Annotated in this window: 14 protein-coding genes; 6 read left to right on the plus strand and 8 right to left on the minus strand. The window is 61.1% G+C overall.

Translation table 11 applies throughout. The features are described 5' to 3' along the window. Nucleotides 1–52 precede the first annotated feature (52 nt). From FLQ03_RS19245 to FLQ03_RS04345, 5 genes are all read right to left on the minus strand, one after another. Nucleotides 53–565 carry a restriction endonuclease subunit S gene (locus FLQ03_RS19245; RefSeq protein ID WP_206210862.1) on the minus strand — a complete coding sequence of 171 codons (513 nt, stop codon included), beginning with the start codon at nt 563–565 and terminating at the stop codon, nt 53–55. After that, nucleotides 562–2,100 carry a type I restriction-modification system subunit M gene (locus tag FLQ03_RS04330; RefSeq protein WP_144373260.1) on the minus strand — a complete coding sequence of 513 codons (1,539 nt, stop codon included), beginning with the start codon at nt 2,098–2,100 and terminating at the stop codon, nt 562–564. Before FLQ03_RS04330 ends, FLQ03_RS19245 begins: the two co-directional genes overlap by 4 nt. Nucleotides 2,101–2,260: 160 nt before the next feature. After that, nucleotides 2,261–2,917 (minus strand): hypothetical protein, encoded by a 657-nt coding sequence (locus tag FLQ03_RS04335; RefSeq protein ID WP_144373261.1) that lies wholly within the window; start codon nt 2,915–2,917, stop codon nt 2,261–2,263. A 1,431-nt stretch (nt 2,918–4,348) separates the two neighbouring features. Beyond that, nucleotides 4,349–5,284 carry a replication initiation protein gene (locus tag FLQ03_RS04340; RefSeq protein ID WP_144373262.1) on the minus strand — a complete coding sequence of 312 codons (936 nt, stop codon included), beginning with the start codon at nt 5,282–5,284 and terminating at the stop codon, nt 4,349–4,351. 93 nt (nt 5,285–5,377) lie between these two features. Then, nucleotides 5,378–5,581 carry a helix-turn-helix transcriptional regulator gene (locus FLQ03_RS04345; RefSeq protein ID WP_144373263.1) on the minus strand — a complete coding sequence of 68 codons (204 nt, stop codon included), beginning with the start codon at nt 5,579–5,581 and terminating at the stop codon, nt 5,378–5,380. Nucleotides 5,582–5,973: 392 nt separating this feature from the next. Between FLQ03_RS04345 and xth the strand changes: the two genes are divergently transcribed. Together xth and FLQ03_RS04355 are read left to right on the plus strand one after the other, a co-directional pair. Then, nucleotides 5,974–6,744, plus strand: coding sequence for an exodeoxyribonuclease III (xth, locus tag FLQ03_RS04350; protein ID WP_144373264.1), 771 nt, complete (start codon nt 5,974–5,976; stop codon nt 6,742–6,744). Between the two features lie 271 nt (nt 6,745–7,015). Beyond that, the gene (locus tag FLQ03_RS04355) at nt 7,016–7,219 is read left to right on the plus strand and encodes a cold-shock protein (protein ID WP_144373265.1); all 204 of its coding nucleotides are present in this window, start codon (nt 7,016–7,018) and stop codon (nt 7,217–7,219) included. Between the two features lie 120 nt (nt 7,220–7,339). On the opposite strand, the gene FLQ03_RS04360 is transcribed toward FLQ03_RS04355, so the two are convergent. Then, nucleotides 7,340–7,882 carry a DUF1523 family protein gene (locus FLQ03_RS04360; RefSeq protein WP_144373266.1) on the minus strand — a complete coding sequence of 181 codons (543 nt, stop codon included), beginning with the start codon at nt 7,880–7,882 and terminating at the stop codon, nt 7,340–7,342. Between the two features lie 163 nt (nt 7,883–8,045). Between FLQ03_RS04360 and FLQ03_RS04365 the strand changes: the two genes are divergently transcribed. The 3 genes from FLQ03_RS04365 to FLQ03_RS04375 are packed head-to-tail and all read left to right on the plus strand — an operon-like array spanning nt 8,046 to nt 11,674. Continuing rightward, the gene (locus FLQ03_RS04365) at nt 8,046–8,684 is read left to right on the plus strand and encodes a ribonuclease T2 family protein (protein WP_144373267.1); all 639 of its coding nucleotides are present in this window, start codon (nt 8,046–8,048) and stop codon (nt 8,682–8,684) included. Between the two features lie 9 nt (nt 8,685–8,693). Then, nucleotides 8,694–10,883: a patatin-like phospholipase family protein gene (locus tag FLQ03_RS04370; RefSeq protein ID WP_144373268.1), complete on the plus strand. Its 2,190-nt coding sequence runs from the start codon at nt 8,694–8,696 to the stop codon at nt 10,881–10,883. A 2-nt stretch (nt 10,884–10,885) separates the two neighbouring features. Then, on the plus strand, nt 10,886–11,674 hold the full coding sequence (locus FLQ03_RS04375) for a substrate-binding periplasmic protein (RefSeq protein WP_170252308.1): 789 nt from the start codon (nt 10,886–10,888) through the stop codon (nt 11,672–11,674). On the opposite strand, the gene FLQ03_RS04380 is transcribed toward FLQ03_RS04375, so the two are convergent. Both FLQ03_RS04380 and FLQ03_RS04385 read right to left on the minus strand, forming a co-directional pair. Beyond that, nucleotides 11,655–12,719, minus strand: a complete 1,065-nt coding sequence (locus tag FLQ03_RS04380; protein WP_144373270.1) for a glycosyltransferase family 4 protein — start codon at nt 12,717–12,719, stop codon at nt 11,655–11,657. The genes FLQ03_RS04375 and FLQ03_RS04380 overlap by 20 nt on opposite strands. Next, nucleotides 12,707–13,507 carry a UDP-2,3-diacylglucosamine diphosphatase gene (locus tag FLQ03_RS04385; protein WP_206210863.1) on the minus strand — a complete coding sequence of 267 codons (801 nt, stop codon included), beginning with the start codon at nt 13,505–13,507 and terminating at the stop codon, nt 12,707–12,709. Before FLQ03_RS04385 ends, FLQ03_RS04380 begins: the two co-directional genes overlap by 13 nt. Before the next feature lie 202 nt (nt 13,508–13,709). Between FLQ03_RS04385 and FLQ03_RS04390 the strand changes: the two genes are divergently transcribed. Then, a complete protein-coding gene (locus FLQ03_RS04390) occupies nt 13,710–15,338 on the plus strand; it encodes a phosphoethanolamine transferase (protein ID WP_144373272.1) in 1,629 nt (542 codons plus the stop codon). The last annotated feature ends 22 nt before the right edge of the window (nt 15,339–15,360 follow it).

Below are 15,360 nucleotides of genomic sequence, written 5' to 3' on the forward strand. Positions count from 1 at the left end.
GGCTGTCACCGGTAGAGTACGAGAAGCAGTATTTCCAACGGCTCAAGAGTGTCTAGAGAAGCTGGGGCGATTCACGCAGTGCGTCGGCTTTGTCGAGGATGGCGGCGATGCGGCGTTGTTCGGGGAAGGGTGGGAGCGGGATTCGAATCTTCGCAACTTGTGCCGGTCTCGCTCGCAACAGCGACCCACCCACACCGGACACGGTTTGCATGAACTGGGCGTGAAAGTCATCGCCCAGCAAGACGTGCCGTAGGTACTCAGGCGCCGCATCCTCGCTGCGGAAAACAATCCACTCACCCGAAGCAATCTGTCGATGTTCTCCGACCGGGCCAACAATCCATGACCGTCGGATGTGGGGCACGATTTTTGACAACAGCACATCTCGTGGCTGAACGATTTGCTTTGTCGAGCCAATTTCTGCGCCAGTGACTACCTCGGGTTTGCGACTGTCGAATGCCGGGATGCTGTAAAGCTCAAACGTCTCATCAACAAACTTCGAGGGGTCAACACTACCCAATCGAGTCGCCATCAGCTCTTCAAGCTGAACCATGGGAATGACGCTCACTTCAGCATCCCCTCAAGCTCCGCCATATCAATCTGAATCTCGACTTCGAGCTGCTTCAGCTTGGCGAGGATGTCCAGCGGGTGTTCGTGCTCGACAGCCTCATGCACCACTTCCTTGTAGCGGTTGATGCTGAGGTCGTAACCCTTCGCCGCGATGTCGGCCTTGGGTACGCAGAAGCTCTGCGCGGTACGCAGACGGTCGCGCTCGCTACCATCGCGCAGCGCCCAGCGGGTGAGCACATCGGGCAGGTTGTTCTTGGCGTGTTCGGCCTCGTTCAATGTTTGGGCCGGGTTGGGGCCGAGTTTGTCCTCGTCCAGCAGTGGCTGGCGTTTGTCGTCGAGGCTCCAGCCGTCGGCTAACATGTCGTAGAACCACACATTGTCGGTGCCGCCCGAGTTGGTTTTGGTAAACAACAATATAGCGGTGGAGACGCCGGCATACGGTTTGAACGCGCCGGCCGGCAATGAAATCACCCCGTCCAGTTTCTGTTCTTCTACCAGCATCTGCCGTAGCGCCTTGTGCGCCTTGCTGGAGCCGAACAGCACGCCATCGGGGACGATGACAGCGGCTCGGCCACCAGGCTTGAGCAGACGCAGGAAAAGTGCCAGGAACAGCAGCTCGGTCTTCTTGGTTTTGACGATGCTCAGCAGGTCTTTGGCGGTGTTCTCGTAGTCGAGGCTACCGGCAAACGGCGGGTTAGCAAGGATGAGGCTGTATTTCTCTTCATCGCCGGCATGGTCTTGCGCCAGTGAGTCCTTGTAGCGGATGTCCGGGTTATCCACCCCGTGCAGCGCCATATTCATGGAGCCAATGCGCAGCATGGTGTTGTCGAAGTCGTAGCCGTGGAACATCCTGTGGTGGAAGTGAGTACGGGTCTCAAAGTCGTTAAGTAGGTCAGCGTATTGCTCACGCAGGTATTCGCCTGCAGCAACCAGGAAGCCGCAGGTGCCGCTGGCCGGGTCGCAGATGATGTCTTTGGGGGTGGGCTGGGTAAGCGCCACCATCAGCTTGATGATATGGCGCGGGGTGCGGAACTGACCGTTCTGACCTGCTGCGGCAATCTTGCCCAGCATGTATTCGTACAGGTCACCCTTGGTGTCACGGTCTTCCATCGGTACGTGGTCGAGCATGTCCACAATCCTGGACAGCAGGCCGGCTGTCGGAATGGTGTAGCGCGCGTCCTTCATATGCTGCGAATAGGTAGAACCATCACCACCAAGGCTGCGAAGGAAGGGGAAAACATGCTCGCCAACGACCGTGTGCATTTCGGCCGGAGAGAAATGCTTGAAGCGAGACCAACGCAGGTCGTCGTATGGGCGCCCTTTGGGGTCATTGCCCTCAGGGAAAATACGCGTAGCCATGGGCTTGCGAAGCAGCGCTGCCATGGACTCTTCTCGCGTGTGTGCATCGTCGAGTCGGCGGATGAACAGTAGGTAGGTGATTTGTTCCAGCACTTCCATCGGGTTGGAGATACCGCCCGACCAGCAGGCGTCCCAGATGGCGTTGACTTGTGAGCGGATTTCGCCTGTAAGCATAACTAGTTAATTCCTTGAATTTCACTGCGGCTAAGCACGGAACAGTCGCCCTATGCTAATCATGCAAACATGATAACGGCTAGTCAGTGTTTGATTCAAAATATTGGCTGATTGCACATGTCGCGTGACCGGTAATCAGTGGGAGGCGTCATGCTCACGGTTAATGTGTCACGAGCAACTCTTCCAGCGTGCGTACCGGGGTGCCGTAGATAGGAAGCTTTACTATATACGGCAGAGTTGGTAGCTCAAGCATGCCCCGGCCAAATTTGCTAGCCAGCTTGGCTGCCAGGTGGTTGAGCTTGAGAACTTGACCGCGCACGCCGCTGAATAGCGGCATGGCGGAATGTCGCTCAACCATGGTGGCAATGGCTGCGATGTCTCTCTCTCGCACGGTTTGCACCACGGCTGCCTCAAGCTCTGCGTAGCGTGTGGGTACGATTCGCCAGGTCCATGTCGTTGCCTTGACTTTGGGCATGCGCTTTTCGTACTCAAGCAGTTCATAGCTGAGAAAGCGCAGATGCTGCCCACGGCGGCGGCTGTCTTTGAATGCGCCGAGGTTCGGAGCTGTGGGGTCAGCAAGTCCTCCTTTGCCTTCCGTCGAGAGTAAGCACCAGAAAACCTCGCCGTCGTCGAGCGCTACCACTACTAAATGCACAGACGCACTCCGCTTGCGGCGATCATACGCTCGGCCTGGTGCGTCCCGATGAATGGCGAACTGTTCTAGCTTAGGCTGGAACCGCCCAAGTTTGCTGGCGGGCATCCTGCCTGACAGATGGTAGTAGTGGCCTGCCGCTGTTAGTTGCTGCATCAGCAGCATGGCGGCAGTTCTGGAACTAGGCAGCTTGATGATTTTGCGAGTAGTCATACTCGGTATAGCACCGCGTAGCGGCGTGCGATTAGACACATTTCTAATTGCATGAATGAACTGGGAGAGTCGCGCAGATTTTTGGCGCTATACACAAGCAGGAAAGACGCAATAAGGAATACGTACCTGGGGCGCCAACCTCTTCCACATCACATCATGCATGGGGTGAGAGGCGCGCCAACGCCTTCACCGCTCTGGAGCAGTGCTCCGACCTTCCGCCAGAGGGTAGTTCTGTGGCGCCGTATGCTCGTAATGGAGCTTGTACGGTGCGAGGGGGAGGCAGGGGACTAATACCGGCTTACGCCGGCGTAACCCCTCTGCTTTATCCCATGGCTGCCGAGTGCCCAACTCGGCGACAACTGGTGCGAACACGAAACGGGCCTGGGGAGCAAATGTCCCAGAGTCCCTGACCAATTGAAAATCGGGTGTAAGTCCCGACGACGGGGACGCGGGAAAGCCGCGTAACGTCTGCCAGACAGGATGGCTGCGTAATCGCCGGTAGTGATGCCGGCCTCGCCAGGATGACCCAAGTGGGTCAGACCTGGCGGGCGAGCGTGTGGTGAACCAGGGTCGCGCCTGGGAAGCTGCAAGCCGCGCTGAGAGCTTAAACCTGTAACCGCGCCCGCAAGGGTGCAGTCTGGAAAGTGCAGAAGCCATATAGGGCCTGAAGTGCCTGCTGATTGGTGGAAGCTCTATGGGTAACGATGGATTGAAAAGTAAGCGAGGGGCTTTTCCCGGTTCGCCCCGCTGAAATACGGTAACCAGCCCGTTTCTATTGCCATAGAGTGAGCCAGTGGCGTTCCTGCATGAACGTGAGAATTTGGTCTAAGTGGTGCGAAATGCTCTCTTGCGGTCGGTGTGGTGGCACATACCGGCACGGAAGTAACGACTCTGACAAGTCGCATAGAGAGTATGAGCGAGGCTTTTCGATGATGACCCTTGACCGAAAGCCAGGGCGAGTTGTGAAGCTGACAGAACGAAGAGAGTAGCGTGATGATGAAAAAGGCAGCAACGTTGGCGCGTTGCGAGCTGACCTTTAGTCTTGGCGGACGGAGGTCTCATATGTTGGGGTTAAGTGTGTCGGTGACAGCTTGCTAACCCCCAAGCAACTATCTGCAGAGCAATAAGTAGGTAGAGGCAAACCAACCACTCTGAACAGGCTGCGCTGAAAATGTGCAGCCTGTTTTTCCAGTTGTGACGCCAGACCGTAGCCATGTCATGTCTGTGTTCCCCCTGTTTTTTTGGGGGGCTCCGCCCCTCGCCTTGTCACCACCGCTCTAGCTCGGAGTACCTCGGCGAGCCTCCCCGAATTTGGGCTTGGCGCTGTGTTTGCCCCCTTTGGGCGCTGCTACCTGATATGGCCTAACCGAGCATTTTGGCTGATTACGTCCAGAGATGGCCATAGCCTTCCGATAGCGTAGACACCGAGCAGCCGAGTGCTTGTGCAACGGTTCTCATCGACGGTTTCCAGCCCTCGACTGAGAGCCTGGCTATGGCGTCATGAATAGCTTGCTCCCGGCGGTTGCGTTTCAATGTCGCAGTCGCTTCCGCGCCACGGCGCCCGCGTTCCGCTTGAAGCTCACGAAACTCCGCCGGGGAGAAGCGCCGCCATACATAGCGGGCCACACTGCGAGCGATACCCGCAACTTCAGCGTTGCTTAATGGAACAGGGTAGCAATTCAGGGTTTCCGCTTGCCGCCTAACGACTTCGGCCCAGAAGCGCTGGCCGTCAGGGCGCCAGTATCCTCTGACAGCACTGTAAGCCCATATTCTCAGTTTATCGAAGAGGTCGCAGTTACGTCCTACACCTGCTGGTATAGGAGCTGGCCTAGTGGACAAGTCGGCGAACTCGGCCAGGTAGCCGAGCTCATAGGTCGGCGCGTTGGCCGGCTCCCACAGCCGCCAAGAGAGATGCAGTGGGTTTTTTGCTAATGGGCCTGTAAAGGCAAAATCTGCACCAACTTTCTCCGTGTAGGCACGCTCAATTGCTGCCAGGTAGCGCATTGGCGCTATCCGGGCCGCATCGGTTGTGCAGACCGGTGATGACAAGGCATATCCGATATGTGCATGACCATTTGCAGGATTGATGGCGACATAGGTCGGTGGTGGTAAGCCGAAGTCTTCCCATGCCATTGCCGCACCAGGGCGGTCGATGTCGAGTATCAACCAAGCCTGATGAGCCGGTGGGTTGAGTTGTATGTATCGCTCGCCAAGTGCGGTGACCCTCGGTCGAATACGAGCGAAGTGTTTTTCATCGGCGCAGTATGGGCGTCGGGGGGCATGCGCTTCGATGAGCGCAGAGAGGGCGGCAGATGCCAAGGCACGCTCCAGTCAAGGGCGTGCCGCATGCAGCAATCAATGTTGTCCTCGGTATAGTCGGTATGCCCTTACGCTGCAGACGGCGCGGGGTAGTTAGTTAAGTGTGGCTGCTGTGTTGGTGCTGAGCGATGCAATCAATAGCTCGATGTCACTACGTCGCCATAGCGATACTCGTGGTCCGAGCTTGACTGGTGCAGGGAAACGGCCTTTTTTGATGCCGTCGTACCACGTCGCACGCGAGACTGGGATAATTGCCAGCACTTCAGGCAGGCGCAGGAAAGAATCGGTTGTAGTCATTACGCATTTCCATCCCCAGAAGGTTTGCCGGAAATGTGTCCTCACAAGTCAGATATACCTCCACTGGCAAGCTGGGTAGTCCTGCCAGTGTCCGGTGGCGTCAATTGACGCTTGTGACCGTATAGGCAGTTTTGATGCTGATATTTACATTGTATTTTTCTATCAAAATGAATTTTTGATAGCCGTTTTTGGTGTGGATGCTGCACATCCATGCGGCGATGGTTTGAACTCACTGGGCGGGTTCAGTGAGCGATACAAAGCTGGAAGATACGCTAGGGCAAACTCGGTATCACCGCGAACCACCTCAGTGCATGATTAAAGCGGGTATCCAATCGGGTACTTAAAATTGTTAATTTTATAAAATTCATAATAATCAATAGGATGTGTTTGATATGAAGCTTGCCACCTGGAACGTCAACTCGCTGAAAGTGCGCCTGCCGCACGTGCTGCAATGGCTGGCCGATAACCCGGTAGAGGTGTTGTGCCTGCAGGAATTGAAGCTGGACCAGCCGGCATTTCCGCAAGCCGAGATCGAGGCCGCCGGCTACCAGGCGGTGTGGCTGGGGCAGAAAACCTATAACGGTGTGGCCATCCTGGTAAAGAACGGCTGCCAGCTGAGCGATGTGGTGACCGGCATGCCCGGCTATGAAGACGAGCAGCGCCGCGTGATTACCGCCACCGTGGACGGCGTGCGCGTGATCTGTGCCTACTTCGTCAACGGCGAAGCGGTGGATTCGCCCAAGTACCAGTACAAGCTGGGCTGGTTGGCCGCGATGGAGCGCTACGTGGCCGCCGAGCTGCAGCAGCATACCGAGCTGGCGCTGCTGGGTGACTACAACATCGCGCCGGAAGACATCGACGTCTACGACCCGGCAGGCTGGCACGAGCAGGTACTGTGCACCACGCCGGAGCGCGACAGCTTCCGCCGCCTGCTGGGCCTGGGCCTGCACGACAGCTTCCGCCTGTTCAACCAGGAGGCCAAGCAGTACAGCTGGTGGGATTACCGCGCGATGATGTTCCGCCGCAATATGGGCGTGCGTATCGACCACATCCTGATCACCGACAGCCTGAAAGCGCGCGCCACCGCGTGTGTCATCGACAAGACGCCACGCAAGTGGGAACGCCCGTCCGACCACACGCCGGTGGTACTGACGCTGGGCTAGCGCCAAGCGGCGGGAGAGGGGGGCAAGTGGTGAAAGGTAGGCATTTTTAATGCATATTTCATGCTTTCCACCCCCTTGATGCAGAAAGTGCTTGCAGCACAGCGACTTGGTGCGTATAACGTGCCCAGCAAGATTTCAAGCTGTCGATCCAAAGTTTCAACGTTGTTCCCCTGCACAAGCGGTACGCCATTGTTTCCAGCGGTCTCTTCTTGATGATTTCGCTCCTTAGGGCATAGCCCGATTTTTCACGTTTTTTCAAAAGGAAACCTTCATGGAAACCGGTACCGTTAAATGGTTCAACGACGCTAAAGGCTTTGGCTTCATCACTCCGGACGCTGGTGGCAACGACCTGTTCGCCCACTTCTCCGAAATCCAGAGCAACGGCTTCAAATCCCTGGCCGAAGGTCAGAAAGTAAGCTACGTATCTGGCATGGGCAAAAAAGGCCCGCAAGCTACCCAGATCAAGCCGCTGTAATTTCAGCGCGATCAGGTACTGCCTGTAGCAAAAAAACCCCGCGTCAGCGGGGTTTTTTCATGGAAAAGCCCCCGTTGCGGTAGCAAAGCGGGGGCTTTTTGCTGGCGGGTGCGGCAGCGGCTAGCCAATGACGTCAGGGTCTTTCTCCGTCACCCGGGTCCAGCGCCACACCAAGCGCGCCAACAAGACCAGGGCAATGCCCCACAGACCGAAGACCAGCCAGCGTACCGCACTCCAGGTGCCCTCGTCGGCCTGGGCCAGCCGGATGCTGGTGATGTTGGGGTATAGCGAGAACATGTTGATGCGCCAGCCGTAGCTGCGGATGTAGGCCGGCTGGCGTGCGTTTTCCAGCGCGCGGGCGGTGGCCTGCACATCCGACGAGTCGAACTTCAGGTACGGCGGCCAACCCCAGCCGGTGTCCTCGTTGCGGTAGACGCGCACGTCGTCGATCGCATGCTGGGTATAGATCAGGTACATGTCGCGCACCGGCTGGTCGGCCGGGTTCTGTTTGCTGATCGGGCCATCCTTGTCCGCCAGTTTCACTTCCACCCCGGTAATGGTGGTGATGGCGTTTTCCGGCAGGAAGTAATCCAGCACCGCACTACCGGCCAGGGCGACTAGGGCCAGCAGCGTGAAGGCAAACTTGCGTAATTTTTGTTTCATTTAATATTTTCCCTTTGCAAATCTGGCGCTTAGCCACGCGACACATTATGGGCACAAACCGGCTTTGCCCGGTCGGAATTTTGCTGCGCGCCAGCAAAGGCTTATGGCATGGCACCCCTTGGCGCCGGTACACTAGCAGCCAGTGATCCATTGGAGCCCGCCCATGCGCCGCCTGCTTGCCCTGCTGTTGCCCCTGTTGCTGTTGCCCGCCGCCCGCGCCGCGGGGACGCCCGGTCAGTTCGATTACTACGTGATGGCGCTGTCGTGGTCGCCCGACTACTGCGCTGCGCGTCCGGACGACCGCGAGCAATGCAGCCGCCAGTTCGGCTTTGTATTGCATGGGCTGTGGCCGCAATACCAGCGCGGCTACCCGGCCGATTGCAGCGCCGAACGCCTGGACGGCCGCATCGAGCAGCAGTTTGCCGGCCTCTACCCCAGCCGCAAGCTGTATCGCCATGAATGGGAAAAGCACGGCACCTGCAGCGGCCTGGGCCAGACGGCCTATCACCAGTTGGCCGCCAGCCTGAAGGCCCGTTTCCAGGTGCCCGCCAGCTACCAGGCGCCGGCGCAGCCGCTGCGCAAGACCGTGGCCGCACTGAAGGCCGAACTGGCTGCGGCCAACCCCTGGCTGGGGCGTGATGCATTGGCCGTCGCCTGCAGTGGTGGTGGCCGCTTCCTGAAAGAGGTTTACGTTTGCACCGACAAGCAAGGCCGTCAGGGCCAGCCCTGTGGTGCTGACGTGCTGGCCGGCGAGCGCCGCAGCTGCCGCCAGCCGGACGTGCTGATCCGCAGTGTGCGCTAGGAGCCAGCCATGATGCGATCTGCCTGGCTGGCGTGCTGCCTGCTGTGTTTCAGTGCGCTGGCCACCGCGGCCGACGCCGTAGCGCCGCGCATCGGCGTGGTGCTCGGCGGGGGCGGGGCGCGCGGTTTTGCCCATCTGGGCGTGCTGCAGGAGCTGGAAAAGCTGCACGTACCGATTGCCTGCATCGCGGGCACCTCGGCCGGCGCGCTGATCGGCGGCGCCTACGCCAGCGGCCAGCCGCTGGACGAACTGGAGCGCCAGTTTGCCGCCGCCGACTGGGAAACCCTGCTGTCCGGCAAGCCGAGACGCCAGGACGTGCCGTACAGCCGCAAGCAGAGCGATAGCCGCAACTATTTCGACCTCACCATCGGTTTTCGCGATGGCAAATGGCGTTTGCCCAAGGCGGCCATCAATGCCCAGGGGATCGACCTGTTCATCCGCCAGCTCACCCGCGCCCGCAGCGAAGCCAGCTTCGACCGGCTGGCCATTCCGTTCCGCGCGGTTGCCACCGATCTGGAAAGCGGCGAGCCGGTGGTATTCGACGCTGGCGACCTCAGCCTGGCGATGCGCGCCAGCATGGCGGTACCCGGCATGTTCGCCCCGGTGGAAGACCGCGACCGCATCCTGGTCGATGGTGGCCTGGCACGGCAGCTGCCGGTAGAAGAGCTGCAAGGCCGTTGTGCCGACGTGCTGATCGTCATCGACGTCGGCACGCCGCCGGTGCCGCGCGAGCAGCTGGGCAGCTTTCTGGACGTGCTGGACCAGACCACTTACCTGATGGTGGCGCGTAACAGCCGCGAATCGCTGGCCCGGCTGGGGCCGCAGGATGTGCTGATCCGGCCGCAGCTGGATGGCGTCTCGCCGGCCGACTTCGGCGACAACGCGGCCATCATCGAGGCCGGTCGCCAGGCGGCACGGGCACTGGCGCCCAAGTTGGCCGCATTAGGCGTATCCGCAGAACAGTATGCCGGCTGGCAGCAGGGGCGGCAGCTGGGCGAGCGGCCGCGTATCGACAGCATCCGTCTGGGCGGCAATTTCGATTTCGTCGACCCGGAGGCCATGCAGCAGAAACTGTCGATCAGCAGCCGGCTGGGTTTGAGCGCGCTGCATCAGAAACTGGACGACGTGTTTGCCGAGGGCGACCTCGACAAGCTGGACTACACGCTGCGCCCGGAAGATGGCCGCCACGTGGCCGACGTGCACCTGCAAGAACGCCATACCGGCCCCAACTACATCCGGGGCGGGCTGGAGCTGCGCAGTAGCTCGCAAGGCGACGCCACCTTTTCGCTGCTGGGCGAATACAAGCGCACCTGGCTTAACCGTGCCGGTGGCAGCCTGCTGGGCGAAATGAAGCTGGGCGAGGAGCCCACTTTCCGTGCCGAGTGGCAGCAGCCACTGTCGGCCAACTCGCCGTTCTTCCTTAGCCTGGGCGCTGGCCGCCGCGAGAAGCGCTACAACCTGTACGTGGACGATCACCAGTCGTCTGCCGAATTCCTGCGCCAGACCAATAGCGTCAATGTGGATGCCGGTGTCAGCCTGGGCAAGCTGGGCGAGTGGCGCAACGGCTGGTACGCCAGCCGCGACAGCCTGTCGCTGCAGACCGGCTTCAAAAACCTGTTCGACGCGTCAGACAGCAAGGCGCGCGAGCAAGGTCTGCGCACCCTGCTGGTACTGGACCAGCTGGATAACCCGCGTTGGCCGCGCAATGGCTTTGCCGTGCAGCTGGAGGCGCGCAAACCCTTGCATCGTACCGATGACCCTAGCCCGCAACCCAGTGCCTCGTTCATGATCGATACCGTCAGTACCGACCGCCATGACATCAGCTGGCGCATGACGCTGCGTGGCGGCTACAGCGACAAGAGCGATTCTGCCGAGGTGTTCGAGCTGGGTGGCTTCCGCAACCTGTCCGGCTACCAGCCGGGCGAATTGCTGGGGCACCAGATGGCATTCGCCCGTGGCATGGTGTCGTGGCGCGTGTCCAGCCTGCCGTCCGCGCTGGGTTCCGGCTTGTACGTGGGGGCGTCGGCCGAGGTTGGCCGCGTGTGGTCCACTTTGCTGCAAGACAAGGACACCCGCTGGCTGCCGGCCGGCTCGGTGTTTGTCGGGGCCGATACCTTGCTGGGCCCGGTGTTCATCGGCGTCGGCCACGGCAAGAAAGGGCAACTGACCGGCTACTTCAATCTGGGCGTGGAGTACTGACCGTGTCATCGCTGCGCGTCGGGCTGCTGCTGGCACTGTTGCTGTCGCCAGCGCTGCGCGCCGAGCCGGTGGCCACCGCCTGCGGCCATCACGATTACGCACCGTGGAACTGGCAGCAAGGCAATCAGATCGTCGGTAGCTGCGTTGACATCGTACAACGCGCGTTTGCCAGCGCCGGTGTGGCGGTGCGCTTCGATTACATCGGCCCCTGGCCCCGCTGTCAGGCGCTGGTGGCCGCCGGCCGCGTCGATATCAATATCTGCGCTTTTCGCAATGCCGAGCGCGAGGCGTACGCGCAGTTCATTCCGGTACCGCTGGGCAATAACGAAGTAGCGGCCTTTGTCCGGCGCGATGCCGGCTGGGTGCTGCACGGCTGGGACGACCTCAAGGGCCGCCGCGTCGGGCTGGTGAACGGCGTGTCGATGGGGGGCGAGCTGGACCAGTTCCTGCAACAGCACACCAGCATCGACCGCACCAACGATTTTGCGGCCAGCCTGCGCAAGCTGGCACTGGGGCGGGTGGACGTGGTGCCGTTCGGCCGCGAAGCCGGCAAGCTGGCCGTTGCCCGCCTGGGGCTGGGGGCGCAGTTGACGGACTTGCCCACCCCGTTGCTGCACGGCCAGTTGTACATCTCGGTATCGAAACAGTCGCGCTGGCTGCTGCCCTACCTGCCGGCAGTGCAGCATTACCTGGCGGCGCCGGCTTACCCGCGACTGTTACAGGACAGCCTGCAGCGGCAGCACCGCCGCTACCTGCAAGCCAACCCGCCGCCTAGCGACCCCCGGCCGTAAACGCCATACCTTCCTGTTCGCCTATCGGTCGCGGGTGTAGGTGGGCTTCAAACTGTACCGTGGCCGCTGCCCAGGAAAACCCTTCTGCGACGCGACGCACGTGGTCACGATCGAGCTGCAGCGCCTGCTGGCAGGCGGTGGCCAGGTCGTCGTGCAACACGCCGCCGCCGCTATTGCCTACCACGTCCAGCGGCCCGGGCACCGGGTAGGCGGCCACCGGGGTGCCGCAGGCCATCGCCTCCAGCAGTACCAGGCCGAAGGTGTCGGTGCGGCTGGGGAACACGAACACGTCGGCGGCGCGGTAAATGCGCGCCAATTCGGCCTGCGGCAGTACGCCGGCAAAGTGCACGTCCGGGTAGCGCGCCTGCAGCGCCGCCAGCTGCGGGCCTTCGCCCACCACCCACTTGCTGCCGGGCAGCGCCAGTTGCAGGAAGGCTTCGATGTTCTTTTCTACCGCCACGCGGCCAACGTAAACAAAGCGCGGTGGCGTGCTGTCCAGCCGGTCGCGCGCGCCGGGGCTGAAGGTGTCGATGTCCACGCCGCGGCTCCACAGCACCACGTTGTGAAAACCGCGTGCTTTCAGGTCGGCCACGATGGCCGGCGTGGGGGCCATCACCGCCTGGGCGGCGTTGTGGAAGCGGCGCATCCAGGCGTAGCTGACCGCCAGCGGCAGCCGGGTACGGGCGTGGATGTATTCCGGAAAGCGGGTGTGGTAGGCGGTGCTGAACGGTTGACGGTGGCGGCGGCACCAGCGCCGCGCTGCCAGCCCCAGCGGGCCTTCGGTTGCGATGTGCACCGCGTGCGGCGCGAACGCGGCCAACCTGGCCGCCGCCTTGCGGTAGGGGAACAGCGACAGGCGGATATCGGGGTAGGTAGGGCAGGGCACGGTGAGGAAGCCGTCGCCGTCGTCGTGCTCGCCGCCCAGTGGTGTCAGCAGCGCCACCTGGTGGCCCAGAAGGCGCAGCTCGCGCACGGTTTCCACGATACTGCGTACCACGCCGTTTACCTGCGGCGCCCAGGCATCGGTGACGATCATGATGCGCATGCTTCGGTCTCCTCTTCGCGGACGGGTACGGCCTGGGCGGCCAGCACGCCGGCCTGCCGTGTCCAGTACACCACTTCCAGCCGGCCGTCGTGGTGCTCCACCAGCGCACTCAGGCTTTCCACCCAGTCGCCGCAGTTGCCGTAGACGATGCCGCCGATGTCTTTGACTTCGGCCTTGTGGATATGGCCGCAGATCACGCCGTCGTAGCCACGGCGGCGCGCTTCATCGGCCAGGATTTTTTCGAAATCACTGATGAAGTTCACCGCGTTCTTCACCTTGTGCTTCAGGTACTGCGACAGCGACCAGTACGGCCGCCCCAACTTCTGGCGCAGCCAGTTGTAGTGGCGGTTCAGGTGCAGGATCACCGTGTACAGACTGTCGCCGACGTAGGCCAGCCACTTCACGTGCTGGATCACGCCGTCGAACTCGTCGCCGTGGATGATCAGCAGGCGCTTGCCGTCGGCGGTGAGATGTTCGGCTTCCTGCCGGATGGCGATGCCGCCGAAGTCCAGCCCGCAGTACTGGCGCGCTGCCTCGTCGTGGTTGCCGGGGATGTACACCACGCGGGTGCCGCGCCGCGCCTTGCGCAGCACTTTTTGCACCACGTCGTTGTGGCTCTGCTTCCAGCCCCACGATTTTTTGAGCTGCCAGCCGTCGATGATGTCGCCCACCAGGTACAGCGTGTCCGACTCGTTGTGGCGCAGGAAATCCAGCAGGAAAGGGGCCTGGCAGCCGCTGGTGCCCAGGTGGACATCCGACAGCCAGATGGTGCGGTAGCGTTGGTTCATGGGGCGCTCCGGCGGGGCAGATGCTTGCCATGCTGCGGGCACTGTGTGACGGCAGGATGTGACTGGCGTGATGACTGTATGAAAATTGTTCCTTAATTGATGCATCTCGCGTTGGTGACGATAAGTTTTGCTTAAGAAAGCTTTGGTTCACTGCATGCCTTTGCGTATGCTGTCGCTCCTGTTGCGGCTTCGGATAGTGTGAATGAATTTCAAGCTTTTTCAGCCCATGCGCGCCGAATGGCTGGCGCTGGTCGTGGCCTTGCTGCTGGTGGTGGCGTTCAACGTCCCGTTCTGGGGGCGCCTGTACGCCATCGTGTCGCCGCTGGATGGCCACGGCGTGAAGATGCTGGGGCTGGCTTTCCTGCTGCTGACCGCCTTTTTCAGCCTGCTACTGCAGCTGCTGGTGTGGCCGTGGCTGGGTAAACCGCTGCTGACCGCGCTGTTGCTGACCACGGCCGGGGTCACCTATTTCATGAGCCAGTACGGCGTGCTGATCGACATGAACATGGTGCGTAACGCCATGCAGACCGATGGCGCCGAGGTGCGTGACCTGATCACGCTGAAGATGGTACTCACCGTGTTGCTGCTGGGCGGCCTGCCCAGCTTGTGGCTGTGGAAAACCCCGGTTAGCTACCGCGCACCGCTGCGCGAGCTGGGTGTGCGCGTGGTGGCCTTGCTGGTCAGCGCCGGCGTGCTGCTGGCGGTGGCGATGGCCGGTTACCAGGATTTTGCCTCGCTGTTCCGCAACAACCGCGAGCTGCGCTTTGCGCTGACCCCCACCAACTACTTGCAAGCCACCAGTTCTTACCTGAAGCGTGCCTACGCCAAGCCGATGCCGCTGCAGAAAGTGGGCGTGGACGCTGCCCGTAGTGGTGCCTGGCCGGCCGGCAGCAAGCCGCGGGTACTGGTGATTGTGGTGGGCGAAACCGCCCGCGCCGACCACTTCTCGCTGAACGGTTATGCGCGCCCCACCAACCCGCAGCTGGCCAAGGTAGCGGGGCTGGTAAATTACCGTGACGCCTGGTCCTGTGGTACCGAAACCGCCATCTCGGTGCCGTGCATGTTCTCGTCGCTGCCGCGTGAGCAGTTCGACGCCGAGCAGGCCAAACACCGCGAAAACCTGCTGGATATCCTGCAGCGTACCGGCATCAGCGTGTACTGGCGCGACAACAACTCCGGCTGCAAGGAAGTGTGCAACCGCGTGCCCAGTGACATGGTGTTTGGCGACAAGAACCCGGCCTGGTGTGCCGATGGCGAGTGTTTTGACGACATCCTGCTGGACGGGCTGCCGCAGCGCCTGAAGGCGTTGAAAGGCGACGCCGTGATCGTACTGCACCAGAAAGGCAGCCACGGCCCGGCCTACTACAAGCGCTACCCCAAGCAGTACGAGCGCTTCACGCCGGTGTGCCGTACCAGCGAACTGCAGAAGTGCAGCCGCGAAGACATCATCAACGCCTTCGACAACACCATCCTGTACACCGACGCCATCCTGGCCAAAACCATTGCCACGCTGCAGGCCGAGCCGGCGGTGGCCAGCAGCATGATCTACCTGTCCGATCACGGCGAATCGCTGGGCGAAAACAATATGTACCTGCACGCCACGCCCTACCTGTTGGCACCGGACGCGCAGAAGCACATCCCGATGCTGGCCTGGTTCTCGCCGGACTGGCTGCAGGCATCCGGCATGCAGCCGGCCTGTCTGCAGCAGGGCAGCAAGCAGAAGGTAAGCCAGGACAACCTGTTCCACAGCGTACTGGGCGTGATGGGGGTAAAAACCTCGGTCTACGACAAGTCGCTGGACATCTACGCCGCCTGCCGCCCGGCCCACTAGGGCCTGTTAACGCTATTGAAGC

Source organism: Vogesella urethralis (assembly GCF_007644045.2).
In the GTDB taxonomy this organism is placed as follows: Bacteria; Pseudomonadota; Gammaproteobacteria; order Burkholderiales; family Chromobacteriaceae; genus Vogesella; species Vogesella urethralis.